The sequence below is a fragment of the Mycobacterium ulcerans subsp. shinshuense genome (assembly GCF_002355775.1).
Taxonomy (GTDB): domain Bacteria; phylum Actinomycetota; class Actinomycetes; order Mycobacteriales; family Mycobacteriaceae; genus Mycobacterium; species Mycobacterium marinum.
Map to the genome: position 1 here is coordinate 853,711 of NZ_AP017624.1, position 21,849 is coordinate 875,559.

17 protein-coding genes and 3 pseudogenes are annotated in these 21,849 nt (G+C 63.1%); 9 read left to right on the forward strand and 11 right to left on the reverse strand.

Features of this window, described 5'->3' with window-relative positions:
- Positions 1-200 precede the first annotated feature (200 nt).
- Both SHTP_RS04105 and SHTP_RS04110 read left to right on the forward strand, forming a co-directional pair.
- Positions 201-1,784 carry a serine hydrolase gene (locus tag SHTP_RS04105; RefSeq protein WP_157756265.1) on the forward strand — a complete coding sequence of 528 codons (1,584 nt, stop codon included), beginning with the start codon at positions 201-203 and terminating at the stop codon, positions 1,782-1,784.
- Positions 1,781-4,180, forward strand: coding sequence for a cation-translocating P-type ATPase (locus tag SHTP_RS04110; protein ID WP_096369852.1), 2,400 nt, complete (start codon positions 1,781-1,783; stop codon positions 4,178-4,180). The genes SHTP_RS04105 and SHTP_RS04110 overlap by 4 nt, the downstream gene beginning before the upstream one ends.
- Here the strand turns inward: SHTP_RS04110 and SHTP_RS04115 are convergent.
- Positions 4,146-5,033 (reverse strand): annotated as a pseudogene (locus SHTP_RS04115) (ISAs1-like element IS2404/ISMul1 family transposase); the annotation flags it as partial. The gene SHTP_RS04110 and the pseudogene SHTP_RS04115 overlap by 35 nt on opposite strands.
- A 20-nt stretch (positions 5,034-5,053) precedes the next feature.
- Entirely contained in the window at positions 5,054-6,256 is a 1,203-nt protein-coding gene (locus tag SHTP_RS04120) for an ISAs1-like element IS2404/ISMul1 family transposase (protein ID WP_420872935.1), read from the reverse strand.
- Between the two features lie 142 nt (positions 6,257-6,398).
- Between SHTP_RS04120 and SHTP_RS29650 the strand changes: the two are divergent.
- From SHTP_RS29650 to SHTP_RS04150, 5 genes and pseudogenes are all read left to right on the forward strand, one after another.
- Positions 6,399-8,155 (forward strand): annotated as a pseudogene (locus SHTP_RS29650) (beta strand repeat-containing protein); the annotation flags it as partial.
- Positions 8,156-8,301: 146 nt separating this feature from the next.
- Positions 8,302-9,504 carry an ISAs1-like element IS2404/ISMul1 family transposase gene (locus SHTP_RS04135; RefSeq protein WP_420811867.1) on the forward strand — a complete coding sequence of 401 codons (1,203 nt, stop codon included), beginning with the start codon at positions 8,302-8,304 and terminating at the stop codon, positions 9,502-9,504.
- A 21-nt stretch (positions 9,505-9,525) separates the two neighbouring features.
- Positions 9,526-10,485, forward strand: a pseudogene (locus SHTP_RS30650) (pentapeptide repeat-containing protein); the annotation flags it as partial.
- A gap of 101 nt (positions 10,486-10,586) precedes the next feature.
- Positions 10,587-10,775, forward strand: a complete 189-nt coding sequence (locus SHTP_RS04145) for an antitoxin (RefSeq protein ID WP_096369856.1) — start codon at positions 10,587-10,589, stop codon at positions 10,773-10,775.
- Positions 10,776-10,779: 4 nt separating this feature from the next.
- Positions 10,780-11,226 carry a type II toxin-antitoxin system Rv0910 family toxin gene (locus SHTP_RS04150; protein ID WP_015357076.1) on the forward strand — a complete coding sequence of 149 codons (447 nt, stop codon included), beginning with the start codon at positions 10,780-10,782 and terminating at the stop codon, positions 11,224-11,226.
- Between the two features lie 111 nt (positions 11,227-11,337).
- On the opposite strand, the gene SHTP_RS04155 is transcribed toward SHTP_RS04150, so the two are convergent.
- Complete coding sequence (locus SHTP_RS04155) at positions 11,338-12,336, reverse strand: EspA/EspE family type VII secretion system effector (protein WP_231991278.1); 999 nt, start codon at positions 12,334-12,336, stop codon at positions 11,338-11,340.
- Between the two features lie 462 nt (positions 12,337-12,798).
- Here SHTP_RS04155 and SHTP_RS04160 point away from each other — a divergent pair, with 462 nt between their 5' ends.
- Both SHTP_RS04160 and SHTP_RS04165 read left to right on the forward strand, forming a co-directional pair.
- Positions 12,799-13,530 carry a VOC family protein gene (locus SHTP_RS04160; protein WP_231991575.1) on the forward strand — a complete coding sequence of 244 codons (732 nt, stop codon included), beginning with the start codon at positions 12,799-12,801 and terminating at the stop codon, positions 13,528-13,530.
- Between the two features lie 70 nt (positions 13,531-13,600).
- Positions 13,601-14,035, forward strand: a complete 435-nt coding sequence (locus tag SHTP_RS04165) for a hypothetical protein (protein WP_012396159.1) — start codon at positions 13,601-13,603, stop codon at positions 14,033-14,035.
- Positions 14,036-14,040: 5 nt separating this feature from the next.
- On the opposite strand, the gene SHTP_RS04170 is transcribed toward SHTP_RS04165, so the two are convergent.
- The 8 genes from SHTP_RS04170 to SHTP_RS30280 all read right to left on the reverse strand — a co-directional run bounded on the left by SHTP_RS04170 (position 14,041) and on the right by SHTP_RS30280 (position 21,795).
- On the reverse strand, positions 14,041-14,514 hold the full coding sequence (locus tag SHTP_RS04170; protein WP_012396158.1) for a VOC family protein: 474 nt from the start codon (positions 14,512-14,514) through the stop codon (positions 14,041-14,043).
- 16 nt (positions 14,515-14,530) lie between these two features.
- Positions 14,531-16,051, reverse strand: coding sequence for a carotenoid oxygenase family protein (locus tag SHTP_RS04175; protein ID WP_096369859.1), 1,521 nt, complete (start codon positions 16,049-16,051; stop codon positions 14,531-14,533).
- A gap of 1 nt (position 16,052) precedes the next feature.
- Entirely contained in the window at positions 16,053-17,288 is a 1,236-nt protein-coding gene (locus SHTP_RS04180) for an acetyl-CoA acetyltransferase (RefSeq protein ID WP_096369860.1), read from the reverse strand.
- 254 nt (positions 17,289-17,542) lie between these two features.
- Positions 17,543-18,811, reverse strand: a complete 1,269-nt coding sequence (locus SHTP_RS04185) for a PPE family protein (protein WP_096372316.1) — start codon at positions 18,809-18,811, stop codon at positions 17,543-17,545.
- 8 nt (positions 18,812-18,819) lie between these two features.
- Positions 18,820-19,119 carry a PE family protein gene (locus SHTP_RS04190; protein ID WP_011742041.1) on the reverse strand — a complete coding sequence of 100 codons (300 nt, stop codon included), beginning with the start codon at positions 19,117-19,119 and terminating at the stop codon, positions 18,820-18,822.
- Between the two features lie 313 nt (positions 19,120-19,432).
- Positions 19,433-20,236 carry a DUF3298 domain-containing protein gene (locus SHTP_RS04195; protein ID WP_096369861.1) on the reverse strand — a complete coding sequence of 268 codons (804 nt, stop codon included), beginning with the start codon at positions 20,234-20,236 and terminating at the stop codon, positions 19,433-19,435.
- A 658-nt stretch (positions 20,237-20,894) separates the two neighbouring features.
- Entirely contained in the window at positions 20,895-21,365 is a 471-nt protein-coding gene (locus SHTP_RS04205; protein WP_096369863.1) for a cupin domain-containing protein, read from the reverse strand.
- Between the two features lie 289 nt (positions 21,366-21,654).
- Positions 21,655-21,795, reverse strand: coding sequence for a hypothetical protein (locus SHTP_RS30280; protein ID WP_369797346.1), 141 nt, complete (start codon positions 21,793-21,795; stop codon positions 21,655-21,657).
- Positions 21,796-21,849 lie beyond the last annotated feature (54 nt).

Sequence of the window (21,849 nt, forward strand, 5' to 3'; positions counted from 1 at the left end):
CGGCGCCGCAACCGTGGCGGTGGTGATGTTTGCGTCCCACCGCAGTAAGGGACGGCAAGGGGATATCCTCGTCGGACATCGGGGACATGAACGCCGCAGCGAACTGTCATGACCGCATGCCCGCTGGTCACCAGCGGTGCTGGCGGCGCGTGGCATGGGGCCTACCCGGGAGGGCGACGTTGCCCGGCTAGAGTGAGGCAATGACCAAACGCGCGGCGACGACAGCAGTGGTGATGATGTTCCTGGCGTTGGTGGGATGTGCTCCCAAACAATCAAATTCCAACCCGCCATCGACGCCGTCGCAGCTCCCGCCCAATGAGGTCTCCGGTATCGACATTCCCCCGGGCCGGATCGACGAAGCGGTCACAAAGGTTGACGGCTTAGTGGCCGAGCTGATGAAAAGCACTGGTATACCCGGCATGGCGGTTGCGATTGTCCACGGTGGAAAGACGCTGTATGCCAAGGGATTCGGGGTGCGGGACGTCAGCAAGGGCGACGGTCAGGACAACAAGGTCGACACTGACACGGTCTTTCAGCTGGCCTCGATGTCCAAGCCCATCGGGGCGACCGTGGTCGCGCACGAGGTCAGCACCAATGTCGTTTCTTGGGACACGCCCGTCGTTTCGAAGCTACCGGAGTTTGCCCTCAGCGATCCCTACGTCACCGACCACGCCACGATCGCTGACCTGTATTCGCACCGGTCCGGGTTGCCCGACCACGCCGGGGATGCGCTCGAAGATCTGGGCTACGACACAACGCAGGTGCTCGAACGGTTGAAGTACCTGCCGTTGGACCCCTTTCGAATCAGCTATGCATACACCAACTTCGGTGTGACCGCCGCGGCCGATGCGGTCGCGACAGCAGCCGGCAAGGCCTGGCCGGACCTGTCCGAGGAGGTGCTCTATCGCCCGCTGGGGATGACCTCTACCAGTTCCCGATTCGCCGACTTCCTGGCCCGGCCCAATCACGCGGTCAACCACATCAAGGTGGGGGACCGGTGGGAGGCCCGGTTCCAACGGGACCCGGATGCTCAAACGCCGGCGGGCGGGGTGAGTTCGTCGCTCAATGACATGGCCCACTGGCTGACCATGGTGCTGGCCAACGGCGAGTACAACGGTCAGCAAATCGTGTCACCGGAGGCGTTGCTCCCCGCCATCACACCGCAGGTCATCTCGTCGGCGGCGCGCTCACCGAAAGCTCGCGCCGGCTTCTACGGCCATGGGTTCACCGTGTCGGTGAGTTCCGCGGGCCGCACCCAGTACGGCCACTCCGGGGCGTTCGGGCTCGGGGCCGCTACCAACTTTGTGGTCCTACCCTCCGAAGACGTCGCCATCGTCGCGCTGACCAATGCCGCGCCCTACGGCATACCCGAAGCGCTCACCGCCCAATTCATGGATCTGGTGCAATACGGCGAAGTCCGCGAAGACTGGACGAACCTATACCGACAGCAAATGAGCCCCATCAATACCCCGGAAGGATCTCTGGTCGGCAAGCAGCCCCCGGTCAACCCTGAACCGGCCCGGCCGCCAAGCGACTACGTCGGGGTATACGCCAACGATTATTGGGGCCCCGCCACCGTGACGGAGCACGATGGCCAGCTGCAGTTGTCGATGGGGCCAAAGAACCAGACGTTTGACCTGACGCATTGGGACGGCGACACTTTCACGTTCCCCCTGTCAACGGAGAACGCTTTGCCCGGTTCGATTTCGAAGGCGACCTTCGCCGGTGACACGCTCAATCTCGAGTATTTCGATTCGAACAAGCTCGGAACGTTCACGCGATGACTGCCATCGGCTTGACCGATGCCGAAGTGGCGGCTCGGTTAGCCGAAGGTAAGAGCAATGACATTCCCGAGCGGGCGACTCGCAGTGTGGCCCAAATCGTTCGGGCCAACGTATTCACCAGGATCAATGCGATTCTGGGCGTGCTGCTGCTGATCGTCCTGGCGACCGGTTCGGTGATCAACGGGATGTTCGGCCTGCTGATCATCGCCAACAGCATCATCGGAATGATCCAGGAGCTGCGGGCAAAACAGACACTGGACAACCTGGCAATCCTCGGCCAGGCGAAACCGTTGGTTCGGCGGCAATCCGGCACCCGCACAATGTCGCCCAGCGAGGTGGTGCTCGACGACGTCATCGAACTCGGACCTGGCGATCAGGTCGTCGTTGATGGCGAAGTCCTCGAGCAGGACAACCTCGAGATCGACGAATCCCTGCTCACCGGTGAGGCCGATTCGATCGCCAAACACGTTGGCGAACAAGTCATGTCAGGCAGCTTCGTGGTTGCAGGTAGCGGGGCATACCGTGCGACCAAGGTGGGGCACGAGGCATACGCTGCCAAGCTTGCCGCAGAGGCGAGCAAGTTCACCCTGGTGAAATCCGAATTGCGCAGCGGCATCAACAAGATTCTGCAATTCATCACCTATCTGTTGATACCTGCCGGGTTGCTGACCATCTATACCCAGCTGTTTACCACCCACGCGGGTTGGCGAGACTCGGTGCTGCGAACGGTGGGCGCGTTGGTGCCGATGGTCCCAGAGGGCCTGGTGCTGATGACCTCGATAGCGTTCGCTGTCGGCGTCGTCAGGTTGGGGCAACGCCAGTGCCTGGTACAGGAATTGCCCGCCATCGAAGGACTGGCCCGGGTCGACGTGGTGTGCGCCGACAAGACCGGCACGCTGACCGAAACCGGTATGCGCGTGTCCGATGTCGACGAACTCATCGCCGACCAGCATTGGGCCGTCGCCGACGTGCTGGCCTTCCTGGCTGCCGCCGATGCTCGGCCCAACGCCAGCATGCAGGCCATTGCGCAGGCCTTTCCGTCACCACCGGACTGGACCCCCACCGCAACGGCGCCGTTCAAATCGGCAACCAAGTGGAGCGGCATATCATTTCGCGACCACGGAAACTGGGTGATCGGTGCACCCGATGTGCTGCTGGATTCGGCGTCCGAGGCCGCCCGGGAGGCGGAACGGATTGGGGCACAGGGGCTGCGAATCCTGCTTCTGGGAGTCGCAGACGTGGCGGTGGACGATCCTTGCGCACCGGGCCAGGTAACTCCGGCCGCCTTGGTGATTCTGGAGCAGAAAGTACGGCCCGATGCGCGCGAAACGATGGAGTACTTTGCCGCTCAGAATGTTTCGGTCAAGGTCATCTCTGGGGACAACGCGGTATCGGTCGGCGCGGTCGCCGCCAAGCTCGGGTTGCAGGGCCAAACCATGGATGCGCGACAGCTGCCATCGGAGCAGCCCGAGTTGGCCGACGTCCTGGATACCTACACCACTTTTGGGCGGGTGCGGCCGGACCAGAAGCGCGCCATAGTGCATGCGCTGCAGTCCCATGGGCACACGGTGGCGATGACCGGCGACGGGGTCAACGATGTACTGGCCCTCAAGGATGCCGATATCGGCGTGGCGATGGGAACCGGTAGTCCCGCGTCGCGCGCGGTGGCGCAGATAGTCCTGCTTGACAACAGGTTTGCCACGTTGCCTTACGTCGTCGGCGAGGGTCGGCGGGTTATCGGCAATATCGAGCGCGTCGCTAATCTATTTCTGACCAAGACCGTGTATTCGGCGTTGTTGGCGTTGCTGGTGGGTATCGAATGCTTGTTCGCCAAGCCATTGGGCGCAGATCCATTGCTGTATCCGTTTCAGCCAATACACGTCACGATCGCGGCGTGGTTCACGATCGGAATTCCGTCTTTTATTTTGTCGCTGGCGCCCAACGACGAGCGGGCCTATCCAGGCTTCGTACGGCGGGTCCTCACCTCTGCGCTGCCATCTGGACTGGTGGTCGGCGTCGCGACTTTCGTCTCCTACCTGACCGCCTATCCTGGGCGACATTCGACGTGGCAGGAGCAGACGCAAGCCTCAACCGCCGCCCTGATAACTCTGCTGGTAACCGCGTTGTGGGTACTGGCGGTGGTGGCCCGGCCCTATCGCTGGTGGCGACTGGGTCTCGTAATCGCTTGTGGCCTAGCCTATGTGGCGATCTTCAGCCTCCCGCTGGCGCAGCGGAAGTTCTTTCTGGATCCCTCCAATCTGGCCACGACTTCGATCGCTTTGGGGATCGGTCTGCTCGGGGCCGCGCTGATCGAGGCCATGTGGTGGCTGCGGGCCAGAGCCAGGGCTCCGGCGTTGTTGATTAGCAGGCTTGTGAGCTGGGGAATTGTGGATTGAGGAGGTCTAGGCGGCGGTTGGCGGTCAAAGCGGTGATCCGGCAGGCTTCGGCGATGTTGTCGGCGCCGTTGAGGCGGTGCAGATTGATCGCGGTGTTGCGTAGCGTTGCTAGGACCTGTGCGCCGTTTCCGGTATGTGCCCTTTGACGGTCTTCGTCGAAGGTGACGTCGCGTATCCAGTGCAGGCTGTTCTCGATTCCCCAGTGTTGACGCATCCAGGTCATGATCGCGGTAGGGCGGGCGTGCTCGAACGGCAGGCTGCAGATGGCATAGACCACCTCCACGCTGCGCTGGTCGGTGGCGGTGATCAAGCGTTCACGAGTGATCCGGATGATTTGTTTTGCGTAGGGGAAGCCGATTCCTCGTGCAGCGGTGATGATTTGCAGGGTGCGGGTCTCGACACGGCCGTGGCCGCGGGAGTCGTCGGTAGCGGCTGCGGGCACCTCGGCCCAGGGCAGCGCGGTGATACGCGCAAGTATTTTGGCTTGGTTGGACTTGACGATCATCAGGTAGTGCGACTTCAAGGTGGCGCAGATCAACTTCGCGGTGACGACCTGGGTATGCATCGCATCCACGGTGACCAGCCACCGCAAGCTACCCGGCAGCAGCGTGAGCAGGGCACGTACGCAGGGAATTTCATTGCTTTTCTCGGCGACAGCGAGTTGACCGAGCACCAATCGGGCACGGTGGGCGAACACCGACACGAGATGCGTGGCTGTCGCTTTGGCGCGTAAAGCACCACGCAGCATCTTGCCGTCCAACGCGATCGGCACCAATCCACTGGGGTCGCTGCTGGCCACGTGTGCAGTGAAGTAACTGCCCATCCTGGCGTTGAGGTCGGCGGGGTCTAGCCGCAGGGCTTCGGCGTTGTTGATTAGCAGGCTTGTGAGCTGGGGAATTGTGGATTGAGGAGGTCTAGGCGGCGGTTGGCGGTCAAAGCGGTGATCCGGCAGGCTTCGGCGATGTTGTCGGCGCCGTTGAGGCGGTGCAGATTGATCGCGGTGTTGCGTAGCGTTGCTAGGACCTGTGCGCCGTTTCCGGTATGTGCCCTTTGACGGTCTTCGTCGAAGGTGACGTCGCGTATCCAGTGCAGGCTGTTCTCGATTCCCCAGTGTTGACGCATACAGGTCATGATCGCGGTAGGGCGGGCGTGCTCGAACGGCAGGCTGCAGATGGCATAGACCACCTCCACGCTGCGCTGGTCGGTGGCGGTGATCAAGCGTTCACGAGTGATCCGGATGATTTGTTTTGCGTAGGGGAAGCCGATTCCTCGTGCAGCGGTGATGATTTGCAGGGTGCGGGTCTCGACACGGCCGTGGCCGCGGGAGTCGTCGGTAGCGGCTGCGGGCACCTCGGCCCAGGGCAGCGCGGTGATACGCGCAAGTATTTTGGCTTGGTTGGACTTGACGATCATCAGGTAGTGCGACTTCAAGGTGGCGCAGATCAACTTCGCGGTGACGACCTGGGTATGCATCGCATCCACGGTGACCAGCCACCGCAAGCTACCCGGCAGCAGCGTGAGCAGGGCACGTACACAGGGAATTTCATTGCTTTTCTCGGCGACAGCGAGTTGACCGAGCACCAATCGGGCACGGTGGGCGAACACCGACACAAGATGCGTGGCTGTCGCTTTGGCGCGTAAAGCACCACGCAGCATCTTGCCGTCCAACGCGATCGGCACCAATCCACTGGGGTCGCTGCTGGCCACGTGTGCAGTGAAGTAACTGCCCATCCTGGCGTTGAGGTCGGCGGGGTCTAGCCGAGACAAAACAGCACGGAAGGTCTTCTCACTGGGCCGCCGGAACCGGACCCCTAATTGGGCCAACACATCATCGGGAGCGGTGGCCGCCCATGTGGCAAAACCAGCATAGCCGCGCATCCCCGCGGCAGTGGCCAGAACCGCGATCGCCAACAAAGCCATCAGCGAATACCTCCGACCGCGTGGGCCCCTCGGGTCTGGCACCGAGGCCAACACATCGAGAAACTCCGATCCGATGAGCTCGCTGCGCTCACCAGGACTCCAGCGGTCGAACACCTCTGGAACCGACGACACAGGCAATACTGAAACGGTAGGCACGGGCAACTCCAGACCAACGACGAACAGTAACCAACTCGATCGTTCTCCAGATAGCCCGTGCCTACACTCCGGCCCCAATAGCGCGGCACCAAAGATCATCAACCCAGCTCACAAGCCTGCTAATCAACAACGCCGGAGCCCTGCGAGTGTGGGTGATGGGATTGTTGGGTTTGGGAATGTTGGTGGCCTGAACTTTGGTTCTGGGAATTGGGGTGGATTCAACCTAGGTTCGGGGAATATTAGTTCGTATAATTTCGGGCCGGGGAACTTGGGTTCGTACAATATTGGGTTTGGTAATGCGGGTGACTATAACGTTGGTTTGGGTAATAGTGGGTTGGGGAATATCGGGTTTGGGAATAGTGGGAGCAATAATCTGGGGATCGGGCTGACCGGTAGTGGTCAGGTGGGGTTTGGGGGCTGGAACTCCGGGAGTGGGAATGTGGGGTTGTTCAACTCCGGGACCGGTAACTGGGGTGTGGGTAACTCGGGTGAGTTTGATACGGGGTTGTTCAACGCGGGGCGCTACAACACCGGGGTGTTCAACTTGGGTGTGCTGAACACCGGGGTGGGTAATGCGGGTGATTACAACTCGGGCAGTTTCAACACGGGTGCCTCCAATACCGGGGATCTCAATGCGGGTGATACCAACACGGGGTGGGCCAACACCGGGAACCTCAACACCGGGTTCGGCAATAGCGGTCACCTCAATACCGGCGGGTTCAACCAGGGCAGTCAGAACAACGGGTTCTTCTGGCGCGGGGACGCTCAAGGCCAAATCGGCTTCGACTACACCATCACCATCCCCGAGATCGCAGTGGGCTTTAACGTCCAAGTGCCGCTGGACATCCCGCTATCCGGCCATCTTGGCGAGATCAGACTGAGCGAATTCATGCTGCCCCCGATACACCTCAATCCGGTCGACGGAAACAGCCTGACCGGGACGATTGGGCCGATTGTGGTGGATCCGATCACGATTACGGGTCCGCAGGTGGATTTGATGGTGGGGGGTTCGGGGGAGTCGTTGCAGTTGGCGTTGTCGGGTCCGGGTGTGGGTCCGGTGGTGATTCCGGTGGCGCATGTGCCGGCGGTGGCGGGGTTTGGGAATACGACTAGTGCGCCGTCGTCGGGGTTCTTCAATAGCGGTACGGGTAGTTCGTCTGGTTTTGGGAATGTGGGTGGTGGTTCGGGGTGGTGGAACTTTGCGTCTGGGGGTGTGGGGTATTCGGGTGTGGGCAATGTGGGGGCGTTGGGTTCGGGGGTGTTCAACCTTGGTGCTGGGGTGTCGGGGTGGGTGAACACGATTCCGAGTATGGGTTCGGGTGTGGGCAATGTGGGTGATGGTTTGGCGGGGTTGTTCTCGCAGGGGACCGACAAGATCAGCGTGTTTGGTCTCGGTGTGGCTAACCATGGTGGGCTGAATGTGGGTAGCGCCAATGTGGGTGATGCGAACCTGGGTAGTGCGAATGTGGGTAGCGCCAATGTGGGTGGCGGCAATGTGGGTGATGGCAATGTGGGTGTGGCCAATGTGGGTGATGGCAATGTGGGTGGCGCCAATGTGGGTGGTGCCAATGTGGGTGGGGCGAATACCGGGGATGGTAACTGGGGGTGGGGGAATACCGGTGGGGGGAACATCGGGTGGGGTAACACGGGTGTGGGTAATTTCGGGTTTGGGAATCAGGGTCGGGCAACATTGGGATTGGGCTGAGCGGGGATCATCAGGTTGGGTTTGGTGGGTGGAACTCCGGGAGCGGGAATGTGGGGTTGTTCAACTCCGGTGACGGCAATATCGGGTTCTTCAACTCTGGGTCGGGCAACTTCGGGATTGCTAACTCGGGCAGTTTCAACACCGGGATCGCGAATGCGGGTTTGACCAACACGGGCTGGTTCAACTCGGGGCTGGCCCAGGGCTCCGGCGTTGTTGATTAGCAGGCTTGTGAGCTGGGTTGATGATCTTTGGTGCCGCGCTATTGGGGCCGGAGTGTAGGCACGGGCTATCTGGAGAACGATCGAGTTGGTTACTGTTCGTCGTTGGTCTGGAGTTGCCCGTGCCTACCGTTTCAGTATTGCCTGTGTCGTCGGTTCCAGAGGTGTTCGACCGCTGGAGTCCTGGTGAGCGCAGCGAGCTCATCGGATCGGAGTTTCTCGATGTGTTGGCCTCGGTGCCAGACCCGAGGGACCCACGCGGTCGGAGGTATTCGCTGATGGCTTTGTTGGCGATCGCGGTTCTGGCCACTGCCGCGGGGATGCGCGGCTATGCTGGTTTTGCCACATGGGCGGCCACCGCTCCCGATGATGTGTTGGCCCAATTAGGGGTCCGGTTCCGGCGGCCCAGTGAGAAGACCTTCCGTGCTGTTTTGTCTCGGCTAGACCCCGCCGACCTCAACGCCAGGATGGGCAGTTACTTCACTGCACACGTGGCCAGCAGCGACCCCAGTGGATTGGTGCCGATCGCGTTGGACGGCAAGATGCTGCGTGGTGCTTTACGCGCCAAAGCGACAGCCACGCATCTCGTGTCGGTGTTCGCCCACCGTGCCCGATTGGTGCTCGGTCAACTCGCTGTCGCCGAGAAAAGCAATGAAATTCCCTGCGTACGTGCCCTGCTCACGCTGCTGCCGGGTAGCTTGCGGTGGCTGGTCACCGTGGATGCGATGCATACCCAGGTCGTCACCGCGAAGTTGATCTGCGCCACCTTGAAGTCGCACTACCTGATGATCGTCAAGTCCAACCAAGCCAAAATACTTGCGCGTATCACCGCGCTGCCCTGGGCCGAGGTGCCCGCAGCCGCTACCGACGACTCCCGCGGCCACGGCCGTGTCGAGACCCGCACCCTGCAAATCATCACCGCTGCACGAGGAATCGGCTTCCCCTACGCAAAACAAATCATCCGGATCACTCGTGAACGCTTGATCACCGCCACCGACCAGCGCAGCGTGGAGGTGGTCTATGCCATCTGCAGCCTGCCGTTCGAGCACGCCCGCCCTACCGCGATCATGACCTGGATGCGTCAACACTGGGGAATCGAGAACAGCCTGCACTGGATACGCGACGTCACCTTCGACGAAGACCGTCAAAGGGCACATACCGGAAACGGCGCACAGGTCCTAGCAACGCTACGCAACACCGCGATCAATCTGCACCGCCTCAACGGCGCCGACAACATCGCCGAAGCCTGCCGGATCACCGCTTTGACCGCCAACCGCCGCCTAGACCTCCTCAATCCACAATTCCCCAGCTCACAAGCCTGCTAATCAACAACGCCGGAGCCCTGGGGGCTGGCCAACACGGGGTGGGGTAATGCGGGTGCCTACAACTCTGGTGGGTTCAACGCCGGTGCCTACAACACGGGTTCGTTTAACCCGGGTCATGTGAACACCGGCTGGTTTAACACCGGGGACACCAACACCGGGCTGGGTAACAGCGGCAACATCAATACCGGGGCGTTTGTCTCCGGGGACATGAACAACGGCTTCTTCTGGCGCGGCACCGGCCAAGGCCTGATCGGCGCCGACTACACCATCACCATCCCGCAGATCCCGCTGACCACCGGTGGAGGCGGAATTCTCAACATCCCCATCACCGGCGCCACCGGCCTCACCGTGCAGTCCTTCACAGTGCACGGGGTCGGGAGCGCCGCCACACCGATACCGGTGAATTTGCACCTCAATGTCGATGGAGAGTCCGGAGGGGCGACGGTCAGCGTCCACATCCCGAATACGGATGTCAGCTTCGACGTCCACGTGGACGGGCTACCGATCACGTTGGATCTGCCGCTTGACTCCGAGGTGCGTCCCATTGTGGTTCCGGACATCCCCATCAGCCGAATCCCCATCGTTCTTTCGCTGGGCAGCGACTCCACCTCGCTCAATACCGCGATCGGCGCGGGCATCGGCCCCATCTCCATTCCGATTCTCGATCTGCCGACGGCGCCTGGCTTCGGCAACGCGACCGATAGCCCGTCGTCGGGATTCTTCAACTCGGGTCCCGGGGGTGTATCGGGCTTCGGCAACGTCGGCGACACCCTCTCCGGAGTGTGGAACTTCGGCTACTATGCCTCCGGACTGCAGAACTATGGCGGCAGCCTCCTCTCGGGTATCACCAACCTGGGTGGCGCAACCTCTGGCGTCGGCAACACCAGCGACCTTGGCCTGGCGATAGCAGGCGTTATCTACGGTATCGGGAATGTCGGCAGTCAACTGTCCGGTCTTTTCCTCGAGGGCTCCGTGCCCTAGCCGGCTGTCGAGTGCGGTAGTCAACGGTCACATCGCTGACTCTGACAAGTAGGGTTTCCGGGCAGACGCTGACCATCCCCGAGAGAAACGGACGGTTGCACATGGGAATCCTGGACAAGGTGAAAGACCTGCTGGCGCAGAACGCCAACAAGGTCGAGACGGTGATCGACAAGGCCGGCGAATTCGTCGACGAGAAGACCGAAGGGAAGTACTCCGACACCATCCACAAGGTGCAACAGGGGGCCAAGAAAGTCGCTGGTCCCGGCGCCGCGGGCGAGCAGCAGAACTGATCACATGGCGAAACTTTCCGGGTCGATCGACGTGCCGCTGTCTCCGGACGAGGCATGGATGCACGCATCCGATCTCTCCCGCTTCAAGGAGTGGCTGACGATCCACCGAGTGTGGCGCAGCACGTTGCCCGAAACCCTCGAAAAGGGTGCGGTCGTCGAATCAATCGTGCAGGTCAAGGGCATGCACAACCGCATCAAATGGACCATCGTGCGCTACCAGCCGCCGGAAGGCATGACCCTCAACGGTGACGGGGTCGGCGGCGTCAAGGTCAAGCTGATGGCCAAGGTTGCAGCCGGAGAAGAAGGCTCGATCGTCAGCTTCGACGTGCACCTTGGTGGGCCGGCTCTGTTCGGTCCGATCGGCATGGTCGTCGCCGCGGCGCTGCGCAGCGATATCAACGCATCGCTGCGGAACTTCGTCACCGTATTCGCCCCGCCGGCTGCCGGCTAAGCCGAGGCGGCTCCGGCCGCACGTGGCTGGCGCGTAGCCACCTTGTTGACGCGGAGGCCGAAATCCGTTCCGTCGGGGCCGGCGGAAGGCAACTTCGACTGCTCAGGTGCGTTATTGGACGCGCTGCTGGGGCCCTCCTGGGTGCCCGACCCTGGCGCCCACAGGAGCGCGCGGTGCGTCGGTGGGGCCCTCCGCGGTGCCGGGTTTGTCGTGGGTCAGTGCGGCGATCAACTGTGCCTGTTGGCTGGCTGTGTTGGTGAGTTTGGCGAGCGCTCCGGTTGTCCCCGAGAGCCCGGTGAGCCGGCGCAAGGGTGCGGCTAGCTGAGCCATCGCGGGTGGCGTGGCCAAGGCGGCCGGTTCGGGCAGTGTCGGCAATCCGGCCAAGCCGGGGACGGGCAAGTCGGGTGCACCGAAGTCGGGAAAGCCGGGGCCCGGCAGCGTGGGCACGCTGAATTCAACAGAGCCGGGCAAGTCGGCCAAAGCCACCGAGATCTCAGCTGCCTCGGGGAGCTGCCCGGTGCGGTCAAACAGACCGGCGACGTTGAATTCCGGATCGGATTGTGACGGCGGGAGGGGCGCACCCGCCAGCCCGGGGCCCGGGTCGGACAGAGTTGGCAAGGTCGCCAGCATGTCGGTCAATTTTTGTGTCGCGGAATGCAATTCACTGTGGTCCTGGGATGTGGTGTTGCACAGATCGACCAGGAAGCCGCTCAGGACGATCAACGCAACCGCGCATGCGGCTATCGCGACTTCCATCGAAAGAGCTTGGCCTTCGGGGCCATCCATCAGTTCATACCAAAGGCAAAGCGCGAACGTACCGATGAGCGCGATTCTCTCTACGATCAGGACATCGCGAACCCTTTCAATCGCTTTGGCTTGGGCGGAAACCAGCTGGCTGGTTTCATGGTTGAGATCGCCCATCAGCTTCACGCGCTGTGACTGTGCGAGGTTTTGGGCTAGGTAGGCCTGCGCCGCCAGGCCCTGCCAGCCGTCGTCGGGGCCAAGAGCGGCGATTTGGGCACTGAGTTCATCGAACTTGGCGCCGCTGGCCGCCAAGCGATCGCCGTTGTCCGGGGTCCCGTCGCCAAGCGATAGCTCCAGAGCGGTCATCAATCGCATAGTCCAACCGCAAACGCTGGATCCGCGCCGGCCCTCCGCGGAGCTTGCTACCGACTTTTCTCGTTCGAGTAGCCACTCAGCCAACTCCCGCGAATGCTCCAGCCACGTTTCCTGCGCCAGATCGCACAAGATCTGCCAAATGTCCACGGGTTGCCCTTCCGGTCGCCTGCCAGGGGGATAGGACCACCGCGGCGCGTTATCGAAGAGAATGCTCGTCAGGGTGGCCTGGGTCAAGCTGGTCAGCACGGATGCGTAAGTACTAGAACGTCATTCGGTGATCAGGGGTGGGTGATGACGGCCCCTCATCGATGGCGGATCGGGTTAAACTTCACGACTGCCGATGAGTTTCTGGATCGGTCGTGGTCCATATCTGTGAAGCCGCATCCGGGCCCACACACTAGGGAGGTCATCGTGCCCATCCGTAACGCCGCGCCGCTAGGCGCCCCCTGCTGAATCGACCTGACGACATCAGACATCGACCGCGCCCAAGACTTCTACGGCACGGTTTTCGGCTGGACGTTCGAGTCGGCGGGACCCGAATACGGGGGCTACGTCAATGCCGCCCGCAACGGCCATCCGGTCGCCGGCCTGATGGCCAACAATCCCGAATGGCAGGCGCCGGATAATTGGACCACCTACTTCCACACCGCTGACATCAACGCGGCGGCCGCCGCGGTGACCGCAGCGGGCGGCTCCAGATGCGTGGACCCCATGGAGATACCCGCCAAGGGCTTCATGTGCATGGCGACCGACCCGGCCGGCGCGTTCTTTGGGCTGTGGCAGCCGCTTGGGCACCGTGGATTCGAGATCATCGGTGAGGCGGGCGCTGCGGTCTGGCATCAATTGACGACCCGTGACTACCACCCCGCGATCGGCTTTTACCGCCGACTTTTCGGGTGGCAAGCCGAACAAGTCGGTGACACCGACGAATTCCGCTACACCACCGCGTCCTTCAACGGTGAACAGCTCCTCGGGGTCATGGACGGCGCCAGGCTGCTGCGCGAGGGGGTGCCATCGCAGTGGAGTATCTTCTTCGGTGCCGAGGATGTCGACAAAACGCTGCAGATGATCGCCGACAACGGTGGAGCGGTGGTGCGCGGCGCCGAAGACACGCCCTACGGCCGGCTGGCCGCGGCCAGCGATCCGACCGGGGCGAACTTCAACCTCTCGTCACTGCGGGCCTAGCCCGACGACACCACGCTGGCCCGGCGGTCGGTTGCCCGGGCCCGGGTGGCATTCGGCTAATCTCGCAATCATGACTCGCCGCTTGCGCCCTGGTTGGCTGGTCGCCCTGTTTGCCGCGGTCATGGGAGCCAGCGCCTGGATGCCGTGGCTAACCACGGCGGTTGGTGGCGGGGGTTGGGCGAATGCCATCGGCGTTGCGCACGGCAACCTGGAACTACCGACCGGCTTCGGCGCCGGCCAGCTGATCGTGTTGCTGTCCTCGACGCTACTGGTGGCCGGCGCCATGGTGGGCCGCGGTCTGTCGGTCAGGCTCTCTTCGATTGCTGCCCTGGTTATTTCCTTGCTCATCGTGGCGCTCGCGGCGTGGTACTACAAACTCAACGTCAATCCACCGGTGTCGGCGGAGTACGGGCTCTATGTTGGTATCGGCAGTGCGGTGTGCGCGGTGGCATGCTCGCTGTGGGCGGTGGCCGCCGCCGCGTTCGGCGGTCGATCGACGCGCTGAAGGCCTCAGCCGGAAGGGAATTCGTGAGTTCCCGACGCGGCGCTTTCACCGGGTTCGTTGACTCCGTACACGAAGGGCGCGAACACCACCTCGCGTCCATCCGGATCACGGAAGGTGACCGCTCCCACGGCTTCCCAGTACGGGTGCTGCTGGACTGGTTCGATCGCCGCCTCCCTGAGGCGTGCGATAGCCGCTTGCTGTGCGGGCTGGTCGGGGAAGTACAGGCATAGCTGTTCGTGGTGATCGACCGCGACGGTGTCGACCGACTCGACGATCTCGAGCGTCAGATTCCAGCTGGGTAGCCCGAATATCGCGCCGTTGCTGCCGAAACTGTCCCCGAACGTCTCGAAGAGCGGAAGGCCCACCAGTTCGCGGTAAAACCGGACGGTCTCTTCGAAGTTCGACGAGCGGCGAGCAAACCGCATGGCGCCGATCGAGGCAAGTTCATGGGGCCAATGGGTGTGCCGGCGTCGCTTCATGTCCGTTCCTTGGCGGTTAGAGCCCGATAGCGCTGGGCGCCGAGTCGGCATGGTGCCAGCGGCGCAATTCATTACCCGGCACCCATGTTGAATGGGTTCCGCTGGAAATGCGTTCCGGCAGTTCCAGTTTGCACACCGGGCCGTCGGCGATTCGGGCGGCGTCGAAGACCAGGCAATACGAGGCGTCGTCGTTCATGTCGGTGGTCAGGGTTACCAGGTAGCCGTCATCTTCGGCCGAACTGCCCACCCGTGGAGCCATCTGGGTCTCACTGCCATAGACACCTTCCCCAGACGAAATGCCTTCCTGATTGCCGGTCAACAGGTCATGTTTGACCAAACCGTCGAACAGGAACCAGCCCGGTTTGCCGGTGGCCGGGTAGGCGTAGCGATATTGGCGGGCGGCATAGTCGGAATTGATGGTCCCGAACTCGGTGATGGACTCGGACAGCCGTTCTTCCTTGACCGCGCCGGTGACCAGGTTGAGCCGCCATCGGTGCAATCGGGTCTGCAGGCGATCCAGCGCCAGGAAGCGGAAGAGCTTTTCCCACTTGGTGCTGCTGGCGCTGGTTTCGAGGGGGTGGGGCGCGCCCTCGAAGAAGCCGTCGAGCACGATCTCGTCGCCTTCCTCGTAAGCGTTGGTGAAATGCAGGACGAAGGTCGGAACCGCCTCGAACCACCGGATGTCGGCAGTGCTGCCCCGGCGGGGGATCACCGCGAAGCGCGACGGCATGTCCGGGTAGAAGCGCGGCAGATGAAGGTTGTGTTCGAGCAGCTGCGGATCCCAGAAAAGGGGGAAGTCGTTGAGGATGGCGTAGTTCTCGGTGAAGGCCATGTCATGCGGCAGCCTGGGCCCGGGCAGCGGGATGTCGACGTAGTGCGCCAGCTCGTTGTCCTGGTCGACAACGCCGTAGCGCATGTACGGTTCTTGCTTGCTGTAGTTGAAGAAGAGCAGCTCGCCGGTCTTGCCGTCGACCTTGGGATGCGCGGATACGCCCCAGTCGAACGGGAAGTGTCCGCTCCAGGTCTCTTTGCCCAGCGTGGTGGCCGACGACGGATCCACCCGGTAGAGGTCCCCACACTGGTAGAAGCTGGTTAGTGCGATGCCCCGGTGCACGATGACGTCGGTACTGGACGCGTCCTTCATCAGCGTGCGAGCACCCCAGCCCTGGTCACGCTTGGCCAGTTGTATCGGCTCGGCCAGTCCGGGCCACAGCGGTTCGCCGGCGTCGTTTTCCGCCCGGAAACCGTCCGTCTGGATAAAACGGTTGCGGTAGAAGGCCTTTCCGTCACGAAAGCCGACCACGTGCAGCATGCCGTCTCCGTCAAACGGCTGATAGGTCTTGAATGCCGGATGCAGTGGATTCTCGGTGTTGCGCAGGTAGACGCCGTCGAGGTCATGGGGGATCTCGCCCTCGACCACGGTCAGGTCGTCAGCGTTCCATTCGGTGGTTTGCGGCCGCCACGGCCCGGTGCGATATGGGTGGTCGTCGTCTTCGGGAAGAGTGGACAGATACTTACCGACGATCTCGACATCCATGTCATGCGTCCTTGGTTGTGCTGACAACGAAACTGACGGTGGTGGCGGTGCTGCCGCCGAAGTTCAGCGTGCCGAACTTGGTCGCGTTCTCAACCTGATAGTCGCCGGCCGCGCCGCTGACCTGCTTGGCCGCATCGAGCAGCATTCGTACGCCGGAAGCTCCGACCGGGTGGCCGCCACCGATCAGTCCTCCGCTCGGGTTGATGGGCAGACGTCCGCCGATCTCGATCTCACCGTTTTCGATGGCCTTCCACGATTCCCCCGGGCCGGTCAGCCCGATGTGGTCGATGGCGAGGTACTCGCTGGGGGTAAAGCAGTCATGCACCTCGAACCCGCCGAGGTCATCGAGGCTCACGTGTGCGCGGCGCAAGGCGTCGAGCGCCGCTTTCCGCACATGCGGCAGCACGTATTTACCCGACTCACCTTGGGCCGGGCGGTCGAGTTCCTGTTGCAGACCCAGCCCCACGGTGCAATGCCCCCAGTCGTCGATGCGGCCGATCGGGCGCGCACCCGGATGGTCGCGCAGATAGGCATCGTTGACCAGGACCAAACCCGCGCCACCGTCGGTCATTTGACTGCAATCCAACCGCCGCAGCCGGCCTTCGGTGATGGGATTGGTGGCATCGTCGTCGGTGATTGGATCCGGGATCGTCCATCCCCGAGTTTGGGCGTTGGGGTTGCGGCGCGCGTTGGCGTAGTTGAGTTGGGCGATGCTGCGCAGGTGCGTGTCGTCCAGGCCGTAGCGTCGGTCATATTCGTCGGCAACCTGCGTGAACACCGACGGCCACAGGTAACGCGCCTCGGCACCCTCGTGTCCGGTCCAGCCCGCCGCGCCCAGATACTGTGCCGCGGTATCGCCGGGCACCGTCTTCTCCAGCTCGAGCCCGACGACGAGCGCGCTGTTGTAGAAACCCGATCGCAGGTCGGTGATCGCGGCCAACGTTGCCACGCTGCCCGACGCGCATGCCGCTTCATGACGGGCGGCCGGGGTATCCCAGAGGCCATCGGACACCGTCGCGGGCATCGCACCCAGATGGCCCTGCCCAGCAAACATCTCGCCGAAGGCATTGGCGACATGTACGACCCCGATGTCGGCGGCCTCAATCTGGGCCGCGGCCAGCGTGCTCGGGACCACCTCAGCGGTTAGGTCCGCAAAGTCGCGGTTTTCCTTGGTGAGGTTGCGGGCGAAGTCGCTTTGATAGCCGCCCAGAATCCACACACCCGTTGTGCCGTCCATAAGCGGCACGGTACTCCTGGTCGGCGTGCGTGCTCCTTCATATCCCGAGAGCCGTGTCGAGGACCGCAAAAGCGTCGGGAATAGGCCGGAAAAAGTCGGTCCCGTCGGCTCTCGGGCTGAACCGACGGGACCTAGGTAGGCGTATAGGCCGGCCGATACGCCCCCCTTTGGGGGAAACATTGCCATCCGCGGCCGATGACAAACATGTTCGGCGAACCCGGCTTGGATTGGGGGGAATCGATGGCTGGGATCGGTCAGGGGCGGGCGGCCGGTGGCCCCCCGGCCGGCGGCGGTTTCTGGATAACCACCACCGTCGGCTTGCGCTGTGGCTGTTCGTCTTCGTTGGTCGCGGACTCGCTGGGGTTACGACTGCCCGCGCCGGTCGCGCCGCGTCCGGCCAGACTCGCCAACGCCATCCCACTGAGCAGGCCGGTCGGAGCCACGCCGCCCATGTCGGGACCGGCAGGCGCGCTCAGCCCGCCCGCGCTGGGCAGCGACTCGACGGCCAACCTGATCTCGGGGGCGGCCATGGCCCAGCTGTGCGGCACCGACAGGGCACCGATCAATGCCGCATGTCCCACGAACGCCGAGGTGGGCACGACGTTGGGCGCGGACACCAACACCTCGGCGCCGGGCCGCTCCGTACCCAGGGTGTTGCCCTGTGTCGGTGCAACCCCACCGCCGTTCGGTTGGGCGTGGTCATTGTTGGTGCTGTAGCTCCAGGGCCTGGCGGTATTCACGGCGGAAAGGCTCAAGCTGGCTGTCGCGGCGACCGCGATGTAGGCGGCCAACAGGTCCAGTTCGCCGACCGGGGTGGGGATGGAGATCGCGGCCGGTGCCGCCAGGTCCGAACCGGCCGGGATTGTGGGTACCTCCGCCGCGAGTCCCTGGGCCGTATCGGTAGCCGCGGTCGTCGGCTGGCTCGCGGTGGTTTGCGCGGTTGTGCCGGCGGTCGCGGCGCCCGCTGCCGTGCTCGCCTGCGCGCGGCTTGGGTCGGTCGACTGTACGGGGGAGGTGAACGCGGCCAACGTCGACGCGGCCTCCGATGCCGCCGAGTACTGGTACATGACCGCGGCGTCCTGGGCCCACATCTCGGCGTACTCGGCCTGCAGCGTCTCGATTGCCGGAGTGTTCTGTCCGAGGACGTTGGCAACCACCAATGACGCCACCTGGCTGCGATTGGCTGCGATCAGCGGCGGTGGCACAACGACCGCAAACGCCGTCTCAAATGCCGTCGCCGCCGCCCGGGCCTGAGCGGCGGTTTGGCGAGCCTGCTCGTTGGCAACGGCTAACCAGGTCGCATACGGTGCGGCCGCGGCCGCCATCGACGCCGATGCCGGACCCATCCACGATTCGAGCGTGAGTCCCGAGACCACCGAGGCATAGGACGCGGCGGCGGAATTCAATACCGTGGCAAGCCCATCCCAGGCGGTGGCCGCGGTCAGCATGGGCGCTGCCCCCGGGCCCGCATACAACAGGCCCGAGTTAACCTCAGGTGGTAAAGCCCCGAAGTCCGTTGCCAACACCTTCCTTAGCCAGCCGCAATCACGTTCGCGGCCTCGGCGGCCTCGTAGGACTGGGCGCCGGCGGCCAGGGCGGCGACAAACCTGTCGTGAATCGCCACGGCCTGGGCGCTCACCATTTGATAGAGCTGGGCATGTGCGCTGAACCGCGCGGCGGTCAACGCGGACACCTGGTCGGCCGCCGCTGGCGCCACGCTGGTGGTGGGAGCGACGGCGGCCGCGCTCTGCGCGCTGACCGCCGAACCGACCTCCTGCAAACTCCCAGCCGCCGCCGCTAGCCGCTCCGGTTGGGTGACGACAAAGCTCACCAGGTCCTCCCAACTCCCATCGCCCATCTCCGACCAGCCGCCAGTTCCCACCGGTCCCATCAGAAGCGCCAAAGCCGCTGGTCTGAAGCCACGCCATCTTCCATGGTTGAGAACCCGGACAGCAAAGCAACTCCCTGGCTGCAGGGTACTTGCTCTGGTGCGCGACGGGCCCGGGTTTGGCCTCGATCGTTATTGGATTCGAAGAATTCTGCTCTCGGTGCGTCCGGCACAGGTCGATGTGGCGTCGTCGCACGCTGGGTTGGGCACGCGAGGTGCGTCCACAGCAAAGCCTCCGCGGCGGTGGATTGGGCCCCTAGTCGTGCGCCAGTGCCACCATGTCGGGCGCCAGCACATCGGTGAGCGCCGACCAGGGCACCGTGATCACCGGAAGCCCGTGGCCAAACTGGTAGTCGAAGAAATGCAGCTCGATGCCCTGCGATGTCGGAATCCAGTTGGCGAAGTTCTCCGCGATGGGCCTGTTGCCGGGCTCGTCGAGCATTGGGCTCGGGCCGCCGCCCCACACCTTCGGAAAGATCAGCCTTGTTTGCTCGGAAAGCCGCTCCAATCCCGCCTGTTCGTTTGCGAACAGGTCGGCAAGGGTGATGGGCTTGGCGCTTCGGCTATCGATAACGATGGTGTTGACGTAGTTGTTCGGGTGCGCGGCCTCTTTGGCCGAGTGAACGCCGGTGATGACTTCTGCGATGGCGACGGGGCGGAATGTGACCGCCGAATGTGATTCGAAGTCCCACTGGGTATCGGGGCCCGTCTCGGCGCGCATCTGATCGAGTTGCTGATGCCCCGACGCGTCGCTGGCCTGGTTGAAGGCGTCTCTGACGCCGGCATCGCCGCCGGCGAGCTGACCGATGCTCACATCCCATCGGCCCAGATTGTCGGGGGTGGCGCCGGTAACCGAGACCATTGTCACCTCGTAGGTCTCGCCGTTGGACACCCCGGACTTCGCGCCGGCGGCCGCGGCGGTGGTTGGCGACGTCGTCGCCGTCTCGCTCGTCGAGGAGGAGGCGGCTGTCGTCGGCGGTGAGGCGGTCTGGGGGGCACACCCAACCAGGCCCGCAGCGGGCAGCGGGATCGTGATTGCGGCGCTCAACAGTTGTGACATTCGGGCAGCCCGAGATGCAAGGCGTGCTGGGATCGGAAGCGCTGCAAAAAGATTCAATAATTCGTTATCGCTTGCGTGTGGGCGTTCGACATCTGGATCGTACACAACGCCGTCGACCAAGCAAATCTCCGGGTGACGAGCCGGGCCGCGCGGCCGCGATGGCTAGCTCCTGCTCTGATGCTCCTTCGGGAACAGCGCCGCGACGTGGCGGATCTTGCGTCCGCAAAGCGCAACCAATCCGGGTACCGTGGGCGCGAAGCGAGAACGGTCCGGGTAGGTTGCGCGCGCATGGAGTGCGTGATGGCTGAACTTGACTGGCTTGCAACCTAATTCGTGGCATGCGTCGCGTACTGTTGAAAGGCTGCCTTTCTCGATGTGGATCATGCTGCACAGCGCTCTTTTGCGGCAGCTGGCACGACTCCGGCATCGATGGGGATGAATGACAGTTGTCGGTGGGCATTTTCGCTATCGGCAACATTGCAGGACCGCGCCGTGGACGGGCGCCGTGGCCTGTATCCGACCGCATCCGAAGATTTTCCACCGCCAGTCGGTCCAGCTCATCGACCTACTGGAGGTGCCCCTGGCGGAGCGGGGCATCGAGCCGGACCTCGCAGTGGCTCCGTCCTCTAGTGGTCGTGATCGGACTGGCTGATGCGTATCACGATGGGTCTAGCGTGAAGTCGGCAAAGTCAAAGCCCGGCACCACCACACAACTGACCAGGGTAGGTTCGTCGCCGAGGGGCCAGGCGCGTTGCCAATGTCCGGGTGGAATGAGAAGCTGCGGACGTTGTCCGGCTCCGATGTCTTGGCCAATTACATGTCTTGTCGCAGTTGATTTTTCGTCTCCCATGTCCACCGCCAGTGGGCTGCCGCGATGGAAGAACCACAGCTCGGCGCTGGTCACGCGGTGCCTAGCGGAGTGCTGGTTTGGCATCAGCAGGAACAGGATCGCGGTGCCGGCGCTGCGTGGGCCGTCGTATTCGGCTGGCAACGAGGACTGACCGAGTGTCAGTGCACTACGCCAAGTTTCGCGGAACCAGCCGCCCTCGGGGTGGGGGGATAAGTCCAGACTTCGAGCCCAGTCCGGCAGTGTCTGCACCGCCGTTGATTCGTCGCGGTCGTCAATCATGTCGAAGGTTTGTGGGCTCCTCATGCCTTTGAAGTTAGGTATGCCGCATTGATCTGGCCACTAACGGGAACGAACTGTGCGTTAGATCACATGCTGGAGGTCGCGGACTCCGAAAAGGCAGTGCGCCAAGCCATTGTCGAAATCGTTATGAGATCGCGGGGGAGAATCGCTGGGCTGTCCGCCGGGGCGGCGCTAAAGGGGTGGGCTATCGCGGGTTGTTCGAGTGGGTGTCGACGGTTCGTTGGTCGCGCGGGCCGGGTAAGGCGGGCGCCAGACTGCAATGCCGGCCCTATTGGTGGTTCCTGTGGCGCTTGGCGGACCAGGCTCGGCAGACCATCAAGACCGCGAGTCCTCCGGTACTGATCAGACCTAGGGCCGAGCCGTGACTGCACACATTGATCACGAACAGGACCAACGCTAGCCCGGACATCGCTGCGTAGAACGCCGCGCTGTACTGGGGTTTCCTCGTCCCGCGCGCATCCTG